The organism is Citrobacter sp. TBCP-5362 (assembly GCF_005406305.1).
GTDB lineage: Bacteria > Pseudomonadota > Gammaproteobacteria > Enterobacterales > Enterobacteriaceae > Citrobacter_B > Citrobacter_B koseri.
The window spans coordinates 243,868-259,439 of record NZ_CP040234.1; the positions used below are offsets into that span (position 1 = coordinate 243,868).

Sequence of the window (15,572 nt, forward strand, 5' to 3'; positions counted from 1 at the left end):
TACGGCGAGCGCCGCGCTGACGCCTGCATGCCGTCTGGCCATTTTCTTTTTTTCCTTCTTATCCCGGATGGAATATCCCGCTGAACATGTGTTCGGGGGTGTTGTGACACGCATTGTTGGCTAACAGGGATCACGGCGGGTCGGATATGGACAAAATAAAGCGTCATCTGGTGTGGTGGAGTGTTGGCATCCTGGTGGCAATAGCAGCCGTAGCGTGGTGGATGCTACGTCCTGCTGGCGTACCGGATGGCTTTGCCGCCAGCAACGGCAGAATTGAGGCAACAGAAGTCGATATTGCCACCAAAATCGCCGGTCGAATTGACACCATTCTGGTGTCGGAAGGGCAGTTTGTGCGCCAGGGCGAGGTGCTGGCGAAGATGGACACCCGCGTGTTGCAGGAACAGCGGCTGGAAGCCATCGCGCAAATCAAAGAGGCTGAAAGCGCGGTTGCCGCCGCGCGCGCCCTGCTGGAGCAACGCCAGAGCGAAACGCGCGCCGCCCAGTCGGTGGTGAAGCAGCGTGAAGCCGAGCTGGATTCGGTCTCCAAACGTCATGTGCGTTCCCGCTCGCTGTCGCAGCGCGGTGCGGTTTCCGCTCAACAGCTGGATGACGATCGCGCCGCTGCCGAAAGCGCTCGCGCCGCGCTGGAATCCGCCAAAGCCCAGGTCTCTGCGACGAAAGCGGCGATTGAAGCGGCCCGCACCAGCATTATTCAGGCGCAGACCCGCGTAGACGCGGCGCAGGCTACCGAGCGACGCATTGTGGCGGACATCGATGACAGTGAATTAAAAGCGCCGCGAGATGGCCGCGTCCAGTACCGCGTTGCCGAACCGGGAGAGGTGCTGTCTGCGGGCGGCCGGGTGCTGAATATGGTCGATCTCAGCGATGTCTACATGACCTTCTTCCTGCCGACCGAGCAGGCCGGCCTGCTGAAAATTGGCGGGGAAGCGCGCCTGGTGCTGGATGCCGCGCCCAGCCTGCGCATTCCGGCTACCATCAGTTTTGTCGCCAGCGTCGCGCAGTTCACGCCGAAAACCGTCGAAACCAGCGATGAACGGCTGAAGCTGATGTTCCGCGTGAAGGCGCGTATCCCGCCAGCGCTGTTACAGCAGCATCTGGAATACGTTAAAACCGGTTTGCCGGGTATGGCATGGGTGCGGCTGGATGAACAGCGTCCCTGGCCTGACGATCTGGCGGTGAGGCTACCGCAATGACGAACCTGGCGCGTCTTCCCATTCCTCCCGTGGCGCACCTTGACGGCGTGAGTCAGCATTACGGGGCAACGGTGGCGCTGAACAACATCACGCTGGATATCCCCGCTCGCTGTATGGTGGGGCTGATCGGCCCGGATGGCGTCGGTAAGTCGAGCCTGCTGTCGCTTATCTCCGGCGCGCGCGTTATCGAGCAGGGCAATGTGCGGGTGCTGGGCGGCGACATGCGCGACGCGACGCACCGCCGCGATGTCTGCCCACGGATAGCCTGGATGCCGCAGGGGCTGGGAAAGAACCTCTACCATACGCTGTCGGTGTATGAGAACGTCGATTTCTTCGCGCGTCTCTTCGGGCATGATAAAGCGGAGCGTGAAGCGCGAATTACCGATCTGCTGAACAGCACCGGGCTGGCGCCGTTTCGCGATCGCCCGGCGGGGAAGCTCTCGGGCGGCATGAAACAAAAACTGGGGCTGTGCTGCGCGCTGATCCATGACCCGGAACTGCTGATTCTTGATGAGCCTACCACCGGGGTTGACCCGCTTTCCCGCGCCCAGTTCTGGGCGTTGATCGACAGCATTCGTCAGCGGCAGACTAACATGAGCGTGCTGGTTGCCACGGCCTATATGGAAGAAGCCGAGCGTTTCGACTGGCTGGTGGCGATGAACGCAGGTGAAGTGATGGCGACGGGCAGTGCGCAAGAACTGCGGGACAAAACCGGCAGCGCCACGCTGGAGCAGGCGTTTATCGCCCTGTTGCCAGAGGCGCAGCGCCAGGCGCACAAACCCGTTGTTATCCCGCCTTATGATGCGACGCAGGAAGAGATAGCCATTGAGGCGAAAGATCTGACCATGCGGTTTGGCAATTTCGTCGCCGTCGATCACGTCAATTTCCGCATCCCGCGCGGAGAGATTTTTGGTTTTCTGGGCTCGAACGGCTGCGGCAAGTCCACCACCATGAAAATGCTCACCGGGCTGCTGCCTGCCAGCGAAGGGGAAGCCTGGCTGTTCGGACAGTCGGTTGACCCGAAGGATATCGAAACCCGCCGCCGGGTGGGTTACATGTCGCAGGCGTTTTCACTCTACAGCGAGCTGACCGTGCGGCAAAACCTGGAGCTACATGCCCGCCTGTTCCACATCCCGGACGCAGAGATTCCGCAGCGCGTAGCGCAGATGAGCGAGCGTTTTATGCTCTCTGACGTCGAAGATATGCTGCCGGAGGCGCTGCCGCTCGGTATTCGCCAGCGTTTGTCGCTGGCGGTGGCGGTGATCCATCGCCCGGAAATGCTGATTCTGGATGAGCCGACCTCCGGTGTGGATCCGGTCGCCAGGGATATGTTCTGGCAGTTGATGGTAGATCTGTCGCGTCAGGATAAGGTGACCATTTTTATCTCCACCCACTTTATGAACGAAGCGGAACGCTGTGACCGCATGTCGCTGATGCACGCCGGAAAGGTGCTTGCCAGCGGCACGCCGCAGGAACTGGTAGAGCGGCGGGGCGCAGCCAGTCTTGAAGAGGCGTTTATCTCCTGGTTACAGGAAGCCGCAGGGCCAGCGCCAGTATCACCGCTGCCGCCAGCGGACGCGCCAGATGTGCATAAAACGGGTAAACCGCCGCGCCAGGGCTTTAGTCTGCGACGCCTGTTCAGCTACAGCCGCCGTGAAGCGCTGGAGCTGCGCCGCGATCCGGTGCGGTCAACGCTGGCCTTGCTGGGGACGGTCATTTTGATGTTGATCATGGGCTACGGTATCAGCATGGATGTGGAAAACCTGCGCTTTGCCGTGCTCGATCGCGATCGGACCGTCAGCAGCCAGGCCTGGTCGTTGAACCTGGCGGGGTCTCGCTATTTTATCGAGCAGTCGCCGCTCACCAGCTATGACGATCTTGACCGGCGTATGCGCTCGGGCGAGGTGGCGGTCGCGATAGAACTTCCGCCCAATTTTGGACGGGATATCGCCCGCGGCACGCCGGTGCAGATTGGCGTGTGGGTAGATGGCGCAATGCCCAGTCGCGCGGAAACGGTAAGGGGATACGTACAGGCGATGCACCAGAGCTGGCTACAGGATGTGGCGAGCCGTCAGCCGAACGCCAGCAGCCAGGGCGGGCTGATGACTATTGAAACACGCTATCGCTACAACCCGGATGTGAAAAGCCTGCCAGCGATTGTGCCGGCGGTAATTCCGCTGCTGTTGATGATGATCCCGTCAATGCTCAGCGCCCTGAGCGTGGTGCGTGAAAAAGAGCTGGGATCGATTATCAACTTGTATGTGACGCCGACCACCCGTAGCGAATTTTTACTCGGTAAACAGTTGCCGTACATCGCGCTGGGGATGCTGAACTTCCTGTTGCTCTGCGCGCTGTCGGTGTTTGTTTTTGGCGTGCCGCATAAGGGCAGCTTCCTGACGCTCACCCTGGCGGCGCTGCTTTACGTCACCATCGCCACCGGGATGGGGCTGCTGATTTCGACGTTTATGAAAAGCCAGATCGCCGCGATTTTCGGCACCTCGATCATTACGCTGATCCCGGCGACGCAGTTCTCCGGGATGATCGACCCGGTGGCGTCGCTGGAAGGGCCGGGGAGATGGATCGGCGAGATCTACCCGACCAGCCATTTTCTGACGATCGCGCGCGGTACGTTCTCGAAAGCGCTGGATCTGATGGATCTCTGGCCGCTGTTCGTGCCGTTGGCGATCGCCATTCCGCTGGTGATTGGCCTGAGCGTATTGCTGCTGAAAAAACAGGAGGGGTGATGCGCCGATTACGCAATATTTATAACCTCGGCATCAAAGAGTTACGCAGCCTGCTGGGGGATAAGGCAATGCTGACGCTGATTGTCTTTGCCTTCACGATTTCGGTGTACTCCTCCGCCACCGTTCTGCCGGGTTCGCTGCACCTTGCGCCAATCGCGATTGCCGATATGGACCAGTCTCAGCTGTCGAATCGCATTGTGAACAGCTTCTATCGCCCGTGGTTCCTGCCGCCGGAGATGATCACCGCCGATGAGATGGACGCCGGACTGGATGCCGGACGTTACACCTTTGCCGTCAATATTCCGCCCAATTTCCAACGGGATGTGCTGGCGGGGCGGCAGCCGGATATTCAGGTGAACGTCGATGCGACGCGCATGAGTCAGGCGTTTACCGGCAACAGCTATATCCAGAACATCATCAGCGGCGAGGTGAACAGCTTTGTGGCGCGTTACCGCGACAATAGCGAGCCGCTGGTCTCACTGGAAACCCGGATGCGCTTCAACCCGAATCTGGACCCGGCATGGTTCGGCGGCGTAATGGCGATTATTAATAACATCACCATGCTGGCGATTGTGCTGACCGGCTCGGCGCTGATCCGTGAGCGGGAGCACGGGACGATTGAACACCTGCTGGTGATGCCGATCACCCCGTTTGAGATCATGATGGCGAAGGTCTGGTCGATGGGGCTGGTGGTGCTGGTGGTTTCCGGGCTGTCGCTGATGCTGATGGTGAAGGGGGCACTCGGCGTGCCGATTGAGGGCTCCATTCCGCTGTTTATGCTGGGTGTCGCGTTAAGCCTGTTCGCCACCACGTCTATCGGCATTTTTATGGGCACCCTGGCGCGTTCGATGCCGCAACTGGGGCTGCTGATGATTCTGGTGCTGCTGCCGTTGCAGATGCTCTCCGGCGGTTCCACGCCGCGTGAAAGTATGCCGCAGATGGTGCAGGACATCATGCTGACGATGCCGACCACTCACTTTGTCAGCCTCGCGCAGGCGATACTTTATCGCGGCGCCGGGTTTGGCATCGTCTGGCCGCAGTTTCTGACGCTGCTGGCGATCGGCAGTGCTTTCTTCCTGATAGCGCTACTGCGTTTCAGAAAGACGATTGGCACGATGGTGTAAACATTATTGCCGGATGGCGGCTACGCCTTATCCGGCCTACGAACTACCAACGGAAACGGACGTAGGCCGGGCAAGCGAAGCGCCTTATCCGGCCTGTGAACTACCAACGAAAACGGACGTAGGCCGGGCAAGCGAAGCGCCCCCGGCAACGAAACGGGCAATCACTCTTCCTTCGGCAAACACTGCAAATGACCGTGGCGCACGCCGCGCTGGGCGATGACGTCATCGGCAAAATGCTGAACGTCGCCCATGTCGCCTTTCAGTACGGCGATCTCCAGACAGTCGTCGTGATTAATGTGTACATGCAGCGTCGCCACCGACAAATCATGGTGATGATGCTGAGTGGAAACGATGCGGCTGGCTAAATCGCGTTTCTCATGCTCATAAACATACGAGAGCACCGCGAAACCCTGGGTGCCGTGCTCCTGCGTGGCCTCCTGCGCCAGCGCGCCGCGCAGAATGTCACGAATCGCTTCGGAGCGGTTGTTGTAACCCCGACGCTGGCTCAGGCTATCCAGCGTTTCGAGTAAATCGTCATCGAGAGTAATAGTGACACGTTGCATCTGAATTAAACCTTTTCTGTCGCGCGACGGCGCACGGGAAATGCGGGAAGTACCGCATTTTGTAACACACGCCCGGCGTCAGAGGAAAAGGTTAATGTGTCACCTACGGTTCGCGTCTCAACAATCTGCCCTTCATCCATCACCATTACCCGGTGGCAAAAACGTTCCACCAGACGTAAATCGTGGGTGATAAACAGACAGGCGGTACCAAACTGCTGTTGCAGCTTTTTGAGCAGACGAATGACGCCCGCCTGCAATACCAGATCGAGGTTGGAGACCGCTTCATCCAGAATCAGTAATTTGGGTTCGACCGCCAGCGCCCGCGCCAGGCAGACGCGCTGTAATTGCCCGCCGCTCAGCTGTGGCGGACGTTTATCCAGAAGCGTGTCGTCCAGATCCACCGCCCGCAGCATCTCGCTGGCGCGCGCGATTTGCTCGGCTCTGGAAAGCGACAGCAAATGGCGCATCGGTTCACGCAGGATCTCGCGTACGGTTTTACGCGGGTTTACCGCGCTGATTGAGTCCTGAAACACCATCTGGATATCACGGCGAAACGCTTTTTGTCTGGCCCGGTTAAGCGTGGAGAGCGGCTCGTCCTGCCAGCAGACGCGGCCCTGCGTCGGCGATTCCAGCCCGACCAGCAGGCGGGCAAGCGTGCTTTTCCCGCAGCCGCTACGCCCCAATAACGCCACGGTTTCGCCGCTTTTCAGGCTTAATGACACCTCTTTCAGCACCGTGTGATGCTGATGTTTGCCGCTGAGGTTAGCGTGCGCGTATTGATGGGAAATACCGCTTACCGTCAGTAACGTCATGAGGCTAACTCCATACCGTACAGCGCGAGATGCGCCGAAACCAGATTACGCGTCACGCTATGCTGCGGGGTGCGGAATAACGTTTCAACGTCACCCAGTTCTACGATCTTGCCGTTGTCCATTACTGCCACATCGTCCGCCAGTCGCGCGACGACGCCCATATCATGAGTGACCAGCAGCATACCGGGCGCGCGGCTGCGCATAATGCTTTCCAGGAGATCGAGGATTCGTGCCTGGGCGACCACGTCCAGGTCGGTTGTTGGTTCGTCCGCGATGATGAACGGCGCGTCACACAGCAGCGCCATTGCAATCATCATGCGTTGCAGCATGCCGCCGCTCATCTCGAACGGGTAAAGCTTCAGCACCCGCGCAGCATTTTCCAGACCTACCGCCTCCAGCGCCGCGATAAGCGTGGCGTCATCCGCCGGTTTACCTGACGCCAGACAGGTTTCTTTTGCGTGGGCCGCCATCGTGTGCAGCGGATTAAAGGCGCTGCGCGGGTTCTGCATGATGGTCGCGACCTTAATTCCACGCAGCTTGCAGGGGGAAATCGGCTGACCATCGGCCAGAATGGCGCCCGCTGTCTGACGCACGCCTGCGGGCAGGATGCCCAGCGCCGCCGCGCAGGTCAGCGATTTACCGCTGCCGCTGCCGCCTACCAGCGCCAGTACGCGCCCACGCCTGAGCGCTAACGACACGCCGTGCACCAACGGTCTGTCTGCTTGCAACACAATGTTTTGTAATTCAATTTGTTGTGGCATCAGTGGGCATGCTCCGTCACCAGATGAGGGTCGAGGTGATCGCGCAGGGCGTCACCCACCATGTTAAAGGCCATCACGCTGATAAACAGCGCCAGTCCCGGCCAGAACATCTGTAGCGGCTGAGTCCAGATATACTGGCGCGCATCGTTAATCATTACGCCCCATTCCGGCGTTGGCGCAGTGACGCCGAGGCCGAGGAACGACATCCCGGCGACGTGCAGCATCATATGGCCGATATCCAGCGTCGCCAGCACGAGCAGGGAGGGGATCACCGCCCCGGCCAGGTGGTCGATAAACACGCGCACATGCCCGGCGCCGGAAAGGCGCGAGGCGAGCACAAATTCACGCTGGCGCAGGGATATCACCAGGCTGCGCACCATCCGCGCATACCAGGCCCAGTGCGACAGGGCGATTGCGATGATGACGTTGGTCAACCCCGTCCCCAACACGCCCACGAGGAAAAAAGAGAGGATGGAGGTCGGGAACGTCATAAAGATATCCGCGACGCGCATGGTGAACTGATCGACGCGACCGCCCATCAGCCCGGCGCTGCCGCCGACGATCAGCCCCAGCGCTAACACCAGCAACAAACAGGCGATTACGGAACCGAGCGAGACGCGGGTTGCCGCCAGCAGGCGGGAGAAAATATCGCGCCCCAGATGGTCGGTGCCCAGCCAGTGCTGGCTGTCCGGCGACAGTAAACGTGACGGTAAATCAATCGCCTGCGGATCGTACGGCAACCACCACTGGCTGGTGAGCGCGATGATCGCCAGCAAAGCGATAATGAGGAGCGCCAGTCGCACCGGCCAGCGTGCAGAGAGAAAAAAATTCACGAATGCGCTCCTTCATGGCGACGAATGCGCGGGTCCAGCGCGGCGTTCAGCAGGTCAACAATCAGATTACAGACCACGAAAACCACCACCATAATGAGCGTAAAGCACTGAATGACCGGGTAGTCGCGGTTAAAAATGGCTGACACCGCATAGCGCCCGACGCCCGGCCAGGCGAAGATGTTTTCGATAATCATCGTGCCGCCAATCAGTTCGCCAATGTGCATCCCGACGGCGGTAATCATGGGTAGCGACGCGTTACGCAGAATATGGCGGCGCTCGGTTTGTTTCGCGTTCAGGCCGCGCAGACGCGCCCATGTGACGTGGCGCTGACCGGCGACTTCCAGCATGCTGGCGCGCAGCAGGCGGGCGTTAATCGCCAGCGACATAAACGCAATCGACACCGCAGGCAGAATGATGTGCTGCCAGCCGCCGTAGCCCATTGCCGGTAGCCACTTTAAATACACCGAGAAGAACATCACCAGCAGGAAGGCGAGCCAGAAGTTGGGCATTGATACGCCGAGAAACGCGATCAGCCGTACGATGAAGTCCGGCAGACGGTCACGATGGCGCGCCGCCCAGATCCCCAGCGGTACAGACGTGAGCAGGATCAGCACCAGCGCCGCGCCCGCCAGCTGTAGCGTGGCGGGCAGAAAGTTCAGTACGTCCTCCAGCACCGGGCGCTGAGTGGCGAAAGAGATGCCAAAATCCAGATGCAGCGCTTTCCACAGCCAGGAGCCGTACTGCACGACCAGCGGTTGATCCAACCCCAGCATAACCCGCGTGGAGGCGACCATCTCTGGCGTTGGCGGTAAGTTAGAGAGCCGCAGATAGTCGAGCGCCGGGTCGCCGGTGCCCATGCGCAGCATCAAAAAGATAATCACCGACGCGGCGAAAATCATCGGGATCAGCAGCAAAATGCGCCGCACAATATAACGCAGCATCAGGGTTTCACCGGGTTGATCTGTTCAAATGGGATCTCGGAGGTGATGGGCGCATAAGGAATTTTCCCCAGCTCGGGTTTCGCCACCACCATCATCGACATATAGCTGATGGGCAGATACACCGCATCGTTATGCAGACGCGTCAGGATGTCGCGATACAGAGACTTACGCTGCGCCTCATCGGTGGTGGTGAGCACCTCGCCAATTTCTTTATCAATTTGCGCTTTGTCCGGCAGCCCGAGCTGCGCCTGATAATCGGCGTGGGACGGTACGCGCATTGAGCTCATAAACGCATGCGGATCGTACGGCGCGCCCCAGGTGCGGGAGAAAATCATCCCGAAACGGCCATCGCGCATACGGGCATAAATACTGCTCTCTTCCTCGCCTACCAGCGACACATCGACGCCCACTTTGCGCATATCGGCCTGGATGATTTCCGCCATTGATTTGCTCAGCGCGTCGGTGCCGATATAGGCCAGCTCAACGTGCAGCGGCTGACCGGCTTTTTCACGAATGGTTTTCCCGGCGGGCAATGTCCAGCCCGCTTTTTCCAGCAGCGCGTTAGCCTGTTGGGGATCGTACTGGCGTGGTTTCAGGCCAATGTCGGCGTAAGGCACGGAGGGGGCAAACAGCGTATCGGCGATCTGCTGGGTGCCGTACAGGGCATTATCGATCAGCGATTTTTTATTTACCGCATAGTTCAGCGCTTCACGCACCGCCAGCTCGTTGGTTGGCGCTTTGGCGGAGTTCAGCGCCAGCATGACGGTCTCAACCGGCGCGGAAAGCTGGGTACGGTATTCCGGCGTCTGGCTGAAACGGGCGAAGGTATCGAGCGGCAGCAGTCCTTCATTGCCATACAGCAGGTCAATATCGCCGGTCTCAAAGGCCACCGCGCGGGTCGTCGGGTCCGGGATCACTTTAATCGTTATCTGGCGGATCGCGGGTTTCTCGCCCCAGTAGTGGTCATTGCGTACCAGCACGTCGTACTGGTTGAGCTTCGACGCTTTCAGAACCCACGGCCCGGTTCCGACAGGCGCTTTAATGCCGTTCATCGTTTCGTTGTTTTTAAACTGGGACGGGGCGATAAAGCGGAAAGGGCGCGGCAGGGCGAGTTCTTGCAGGAAAGGATAATAGGCGCTTTTCAGGGTGATTTGCAGTTCGGTTTTACTCAGCGCTTTGACGTCGGTGATTTGGTTCGTCAGCTCCAGCCAGGCATGGCGCTGGCGGTTATCAAGCACCGCGCGGAAGTTCTCTGCTGCGGCCTGGGCGTTAAATGCTTCGCCGTTAGAGAAGGTTACGTCATCGCGCAGCGTAAACACCCAGGTTTTGCCATCTGCCGAGTGGGTCCAGCTTTTTGCCAGCCAGGGTTTTACTGAACCATCCGCCTGATACTTCACCAGCGGTTCATACACCATGCTCTGGGCGAACATCTGGTTAGGCGTATAAAGGTGCGGGTTTAGCGGCCCTACGTTTACCGGCCATGCGGTGGTGATCTCGTCAGGTGCGGCGGCATGCGCGAGGAATGACGCACAGGCCAGCAGCGCAAAAAGTGTGCGGCGTAGTCTGGACAAAATGGTGGCCCCGATTAAAAAGAGGTACGACTAAATGAGTATGACGATTCTAAAGATTCATCATACTTTTGACGTGTTCTGGATCAATAGTTGGGCGGTCAAAGGGGGAAGGTATACGAAAATCATATGGTAGCGGATGTTTTCTATGAGGAGATTATTTCACTCTGAAATATTGTTCCGTTCACTTTAGGTTCAGCATTTATCTGGAGCCTCGTCACCTGTGAACGTGCAAGGGAGGCTCGCCGCCGCCTCCCTTGCAACCCTGGCTCTCCGGCAAGGAAAATCGCCGCTGCGCGGTTTATTCGCCTTATTCCGTCTGCCTTTCGGGTCGGGGCCGAGCCTGCATCCCGGCAGGCCGTCCCCTCCGCCCGCGTCCCTGCGGGCGGATCCGGTCAGCCGTCAACGTCTCATCGATTTTCAGCCGGAACAGGGGCATTGCTGCAATGCTCTGATTTTCAGCCGCACCGGTTTTGCTGTTAAAAAACAAACCGCAGAAATGGTCAGGTGTGGGCAGGTCCGGCTGAAAATTGCCGACGTGTTTCCGTAAGGCCGGAGGAACCCGCATGGATGCGGGTTCAGGGCGCGTTTTGCAGGGACGCTACCTCGCGCCCGCCCCGGTAGCCTGAAGGAATAAGCGGAGGGTATTGCGAAGCAACAATTTTCCTGCCGGGAGCGGGGATTGTTAAGGGGGCAGCGATAGCCCCCTTAACGCGTTCACGGGTGATGAAATTCCAGAGAAATGCTGAACCTGAAGTGAACGGAATCACGCGTCAGAATGAAATGTTCTCCGTAAAGATTTAACGGCAGGCATGACATACAAATTTACGCGATGGATTCCAGGCGCTGCACGCAATCGGCGGTCAGCGTGAACGGTGTCGGCGTGCAGACCGCCAGACTCAGGGTATCGAGCTGGCACTGGCTGACCGACAACGCCGAGTTGAGCGTGCTGTCCACGCTGACGATTTGCCAGGCGCTGCCGCCGCGCTGTTTTACGATAGCCTCTTTGCGCGTCCAGATGCGCCAGAACGCCGTCAGCTGTTGTTCGGGATGTTCGGCTTCCACTTCCGCATGTTCGCCAAGGCTGAACACCGCGTTGGCCAGCGACCGCCAGTTATCTCGCGGGCGGATCACTTCAATGTCGCAGCCGACTTCGCCCTCGTCGCTCAGCAGCAGGGCGATATCGTCCCCGCTATGACTCAGGTTAAACCAGAGCCGGGTGTCAGGAGAAAAAGCAGGTTTTCCCTGTTCGCCATACACAATCTCCGGCAATGGCGAAAGGGCATGGGAAAGCAGTACGCGACCGGCCAGCCAGCGCGCGCGGCGAGCGCCCTGCGGCGCCTGTGCGTACAGTGGCGACGGCAGCGCGCCTGTGCTCAGTGTCGAAACTTTTCCCAGAACAATCCGGTACATATCAGGGCCAACGTTTAATAATGATAGAAGTATTGATGCCGCCAAACGCAAAGTTGTTGCTTTGCAAAAACTCACAATCAATCTTGCGGGCTTCACCCATGATGTAATCCAGCGCGCCGCATTGGGTATCCGGCTGACTCAAGTTTAGCGTAGGTGCAAACCAACCTTCACGCATCATTTGCAGACTCATCCAGGCTTCCAGTGCCCCGCAGGCGCCAAGGGTATGCCCAAAGTAGCTTTTTAGCGAGGAGATCGGCACATTATCGCTATAAATTGCGGCCGTTGCCTGACTTTCTGCGATATCGCCCCGATCGGTCGCCGTGCCGTGGGCGGAAATGTACCCTATATCCCGTGCGCTTAAGCCTGCTATTTTCAGCGATTGTTCCATGCAAATCTGCATGGTTTCACGCTGTGGCTGGGTGATATGCGCGGCGTCGCAGTTAGTGGCAAAGCCGATGATTTCGCCGTAAATGGTCGCCCCTCGGGCTTTGGCATGTTCCAGCTCTTCGAGAATCAGCGTCCCTGCGCCTTCGCCAATTACCAGACCATCGCGCTTTTCATCGAACGGCGAAGGCGTCGTTTTCGGTTCGTCATTGCGCTGGCTGGTGGCAAACAGCGTGTCAAAAACCGCCGCTTCAGACGGGCATAACTCTTCTGCGCCGCCGGCGACCATCACCGTCTGGTAGCCGTGACGAATCGCTTCCCAGGCATAACCAATCGCCTGACTGCCGGAGGTGCAGGCGCTGGACGTCGGGATCACGCGGCCCCGCAGGCCAAAGAACAGCCCGGTATTGACGGCGGTGGTGTGCGGCATCATCTGCACGTAAGTGGTGCCGGTGATGTTGTTGGTGTGTTTCTCCGTCAGCATGGTGGCGAATTCGCTCACCGGACCGGTACTGCCGGTAGAAGAACCATAGGCAATTCCGGTTTCGCCGTTGGTCAGCACCGCATCGTCGATAAGCCCTGCCTGCTCCAGCGCCAGTTCGGTGGCGCGGGTGGACATGAGCGACACGCGGCCCATCGCCCGAATACGCTTGCGGGTATAGTGTGCCGGTAGGGTGAAATCATCGACTGGCGCGCCGAGCAGCGTATGCAGTCCGTCATAAACCTGCCATTCCGGCATCTGGCGCACGGCGTTTTCGTAAGCTTTCAGTCTGGTGGAAACGTCCTGCCAGTTCTCGCCAAACGCGGTGACGCCGCCCATGCCTGTAATCACAACGCGACGCGTCATAACATCCCTCCATTGATGGATATGACCTGGCGGGTAACGTAACCCGCAATATCCGACATTAAATAACTGGCCAGCCCTGCCACTTCATCTGCCTGGCCCATACGTTTCATTGGGATGATGGACATCGCCTCTTTCAGCGCGGCCTCTTCCATTGCGATCATGCCGGTGTCAATCAGCCCCGGCGCGATGCAGTTGACGGTGATTTTACGTTTTGCCAGCTCAATCGCCAGCGCTTTTGTCGCACCGATAATGCCCGCTTTTGCGGCGCTGTAGTTAACCTGACCACGGTTGCCCATCACGCCGGAAACGGATGACAGGGTAATGATCCGTCCACCCTGACGTGCGCTAATCATCGGCATGATGCACGGCTGAATCACATTGTAAAAGCTGTCGAGATTGGTGTGGATCACGGCATCCCAGTCGTCGTCGCTCAGCGCCGGAAAGGCAGCGTCGCGGGTGATCCCGGCGTTGCTGACTACGCCATACCACGGGCCATGCGCGTCGATATCCTGCTCCAGCACCTCGCGGCACTGCTCGCGACTGGCGACGTCAAAACTGAGCAGACGGCCTGCGCCGCCGACGGCGAGAATGGCATCCAGCGTTTCTTGCGCGCCCTGTGCGTCACGGTGATAGTGAACCCCGACAACAAAGCCGTCAGCCGCCAGTTGACGGGCGATGGCGCGACCGATGCCTTTGCTGGCCCCGGTAACCAGAACGGAACGACTCATGTTGCAGCTCCCTGTTGAAATAGCGTGGTGAGTTCTTCCTGCGTGGGCTGGAACGTATTTACGCGGCCTGTCGCCAGCGTGTCATCCCCCACGTCGATTGTGCATTCAAAGCTGCCGAAACGCTCATCCTGCATGAGTAATGTGGCCCTGATGGTCAGCGTTTCCCCGGCGGGGAGGGCGCCTGCGGCGCAGACGAGTTCACGCGCGCCGAGCACCATGCCCAAAGAGATGGCGCTCTGACCCTGTTGATGACGATGCCAGCCTGACCAGACGCCGACGGTTTGCGCCATCAGTTCCAGCGCGAACCAGCCGGGCAGATTGCCCTGCGGGTCAAGAAACGGGGCCAGCACGCCGCCTGGCGCCACGGTGACGCGGCAGGCGGCGGACTCGTCCGTGACGCACTCGACGTCTTCGAGCAGCAACATGGGGGCGTCATGTGGCAGATACTCGCCGGGTGATAAATAGCGACTCATGAAACCCTCCCGAGCAGAATGCTGGCGTTGTTGCCGCCAAAGGCGAACGAGTTAGATAAGATCACCGGGCGTTCAAGCGCGCGCGGTTGTTCGATGATGCCGCAGCGCGGCAACGCCGGGTCACGCGGCGAATCGCTGAAATCCTGCGGCGGCAGCGGCAAGCCGCGTTGCAGAATCAACATGCTGAGGGCGGCTTCGGTGATTCCCGCAGCGCCCAGCGTGTGCCCGGTCAGATGTTTGGTGGAGCTACAGGGCACATTCTCGCCAAACAGTTCACTCACGACTTTCGATTCGATCTGGTCGTTGAGCGGCGTGGCGGTGCCGTGCAGGTTGATATAACCCACCTGCGTCGGCGTGATGCCTGCGTCATCGAGCGCCTGGGTAATCGCGCGAATCGCGCCTTCACCTTGCGGATGCGGCGCGGAAATATGGTACGCGTCGCTGGACTCGCCGACGCCCAGCAGCGCGACAGGCTGCGGTTCGCGGGTCAGCAGCATCAGCGCGGCCCCTTCACCGATGGTAATGCCGCTGCGATCCCGGCCGAACGGCAGGCATCGCGTTGGAGAGAGCGACTCCAGGCTGTGGAAGCCGTTAATCGGCATCCGGCTTAAGGTGTCCGCGCCGCCGACAATCGCCACGTCTGCCAGACCGGCTTCGATCAGTCGGCGTCCGCTGATGATCGCTCTGGCGCTGGAGGAACAGGCGGTGGAAAGGGTGAACGCCGGGCCATCAAGCGCCAGCCAGTGGCTGAGAAAGCGCGACGGATCGCCCAGCTCCTGCTGCGGGTACTGCCAGGAGAGGCTTTCCTGGCCGTTTAGCGTCAGGTTGACATGGGCATCACCCTCGTCGAGGCCGGAGGTGCTGGTGCCGAGCACCACGGCGACGCGATCGCGGCCATACTGCGCGATGGCTTCATCCACCCGGGGCTGGATCTGCGCGAGCGCGGCCAGCAGCAGCTGATTGTTGCGCGAACGATGAGCGGCAAAGTCATCGGGGATGGCGGGCAGTTCGCCGTCAACACCGGCGAGCACCGCCTGTGGATGCCCCTGTAGCCAGCCGGGGCGAGGGCGCATACCAGGCGCCACGCCGCGCGTCAGGTTCGTGGCGATCTCATCCGTATCGTTGCCCAGCGCGTTGATCATACCGATCGCAGAAATATAGATCATA

15 protein-coding genes are annotated in these 15,572 nt (G+C 59.4%); 4 read left to right on the top strand and 11 right to left on the bottom strand.

What is annotated here, in order from left to right; translation table 11 throughout:
- Positions 1-146 precede the first annotated feature (146 nt).
- From FD428_RS01100 to FD428_RS01110, 3 genes are read left to right on the top strand one after another with little or no spacing between them, the layout of a single operon-like run.
- Positions 147-1,214 carry an HlyD family secretion protein gene (locus FD428_RS01100; RefSeq protein ID WP_012135621.1) on the top strand — a complete coding sequence of 356 codons (1,068 nt, stop codon included), beginning with the start codon at positions 147-149 and terminating at the stop codon, positions 1,212-1,214.
- Positions 1,211-3,958, top strand: coding sequence for a ribosome-associated ATPase/putative transporter RbbA (gene rbbA, locus FD428_RS01105; RefSeq protein ID WP_114848086.1), 2,748 nt, complete (start codon positions 1,211-1,213; stop codon positions 3,956-3,958). Before FD428_RS01100 ends, rbbA begins: the two co-directional genes overlap by 4 nt.
- Positions 3,958-5,082, top strand: coding sequence for an ABC transporter permease (locus tag FD428_RS01110; protein WP_114848085.1), 1,125 nt, complete (start codon positions 3,958-3,960; stop codon positions 5,080-5,082). Before rbbA ends, FD428_RS01110 begins: the two co-directional genes overlap by 1 nt.
- A 161-nt stretch (positions 5,083-5,243) precedes the next feature.
- Here the strand turns inward: FD428_RS01110 and nikR are convergent, their stop codons facing one another.
- From nikR to nikA, 6 genes are read right to left on the bottom strand one after another with little or no spacing between them, the layout of a single operon-like run.
- Entirely contained in the window at positions 5,244-5,645 is a 402-nt protein-coding gene (gene nikR, locus FD428_RS01115) for a nickel-responsive transcriptional regulator NikR (RefSeq protein ID WP_012135616.1), read from the bottom strand.
- 5 nt (positions 5,646-5,650) lie between these two features.
- The gene (gene nikE / locus FD428_RS01120) at positions 5,651-6,457 is read right to left on the bottom strand and encodes a nickel import ATP-binding protein NikE (RefSeq protein WP_012135615.1); all 807 of its coding nucleotides are present in this window, start codon (positions 6,455-6,457) and stop codon (positions 5,651-5,653) included.
- Positions 6,454-7,218, bottom strand: coding sequence for a nickel import ATP-binding protein NikD (nikD, locus tag FD428_RS01125; RefSeq protein WP_012135614.1), 765 nt, complete (start codon positions 7,216-7,218; stop codon positions 6,454-6,456). Before nikD ends, nikE begins: the two co-directional genes overlap by 4 nt.
- Positions 7,218-8,051, bottom strand: coding sequence for a nickel ABC transporter permease subunit NikC (gene nikC / locus FD428_RS01130; protein ID WP_012135613.1), 834 nt, complete (start codon positions 8,049-8,051; stop codon positions 7,218-7,220). The genes nikD and nikC overlap by 1 nt, the downstream gene beginning before the upstream one ends.
- Positions 8,048-8,992 (bottom strand): nickel ABC transporter permease subunit NikB, encoded by a 945-nt coding sequence (nikB, locus tag FD428_RS01135; protein WP_012135612.1) that lies wholly within the window; start codon positions 8,990-8,992, stop codon positions 8,048-8,050. Before nikB ends, nikC begins: the two co-directional genes overlap by 4 nt.
- Entirely contained in the window at positions 8,992-10,566 is a 1,575-nt protein-coding gene (gene nikA / locus FD428_RS01140) for a nickel ABC transporter substrate-binding protein (protein ID WP_114848084.1), read from the bottom strand. The genes nikB and nikA overlap by 1 nt, the downstream gene beginning before the upstream one ends.
- 217 nt (positions 10,567-10,783) lie before the next feature.
- On the opposite strand from nikA, the gene FD428_RS21695 reads away from it, so the two are divergent.
- Entirely contained in the window at positions 10,784-11,110 is a 327-nt protein-coding gene (locus FD428_RS21695) for a hypothetical protein (RefSeq protein WP_160117712.1), read from the top strand.
- Between the two features lie 275 nt (positions 11,111-11,385).
- On the opposite strand, the gene acpT is transcribed toward FD428_RS21695, so the two are convergent.
- From acpT to FD428_RS01170, 5 genes are read right to left on the bottom strand one after another with little or no spacing between them, the layout of a single operon-like run.
- Complete coding sequence (acpT, locus tag FD428_RS01150) at positions 11,386-11,973, bottom strand: 4'-phosphopantetheinyl transferase AcpT (protein WP_012135610.1); 588 nt, start codon at positions 11,971-11,973, stop codon at positions 11,386-11,388.
- Position 11,974: 1 nt separating this feature from the next.
- Entirely contained in the window at positions 11,975-13,204 is a 1,230-nt protein-coding gene (locus FD428_RS01155; RefSeq protein WP_058668238.1) for a beta-ketoacyl-ACP synthase, read from the bottom strand.
- The gene (locus tag FD428_RS01160) at positions 13,201-13,932 is read right to left on the bottom strand and encodes a 3-ketoacyl-ACP reductase FabG2 (RefSeq protein ID WP_012135608.1); all 732 of its coding nucleotides are present in this window, start codon (positions 13,930-13,932) and stop codon (positions 13,201-13,203) included. Before FD428_RS01160 ends, FD428_RS01155 begins: the two co-directional genes overlap by 4 nt.
- Positions 13,929-14,405, bottom strand: a complete 477-nt coding sequence (locus FD428_RS01165) for a hypothetical protein (protein WP_023285755.1) — start codon at positions 14,403-14,405, stop codon at positions 13,929-13,931. The genes FD428_RS01160 and FD428_RS01165 overlap by 4 nt, the downstream gene beginning before the upstream one ends.
- Positions 14,402-15,571: a beta-ketoacyl-[acyl-carrier-protein] synthase family protein gene (locus FD428_RS01170; RefSeq protein WP_114848083.1), complete on the bottom strand. Its 1,170-nt coding sequence runs from the start codon at positions 15,569-15,571 to the stop codon at positions 14,402-14,404. The genes FD428_RS01165 and FD428_RS01170 overlap by 4 nt, the downstream gene beginning before the upstream one ends.
- Position 15,572 lies beyond the last annotated feature (1 nt).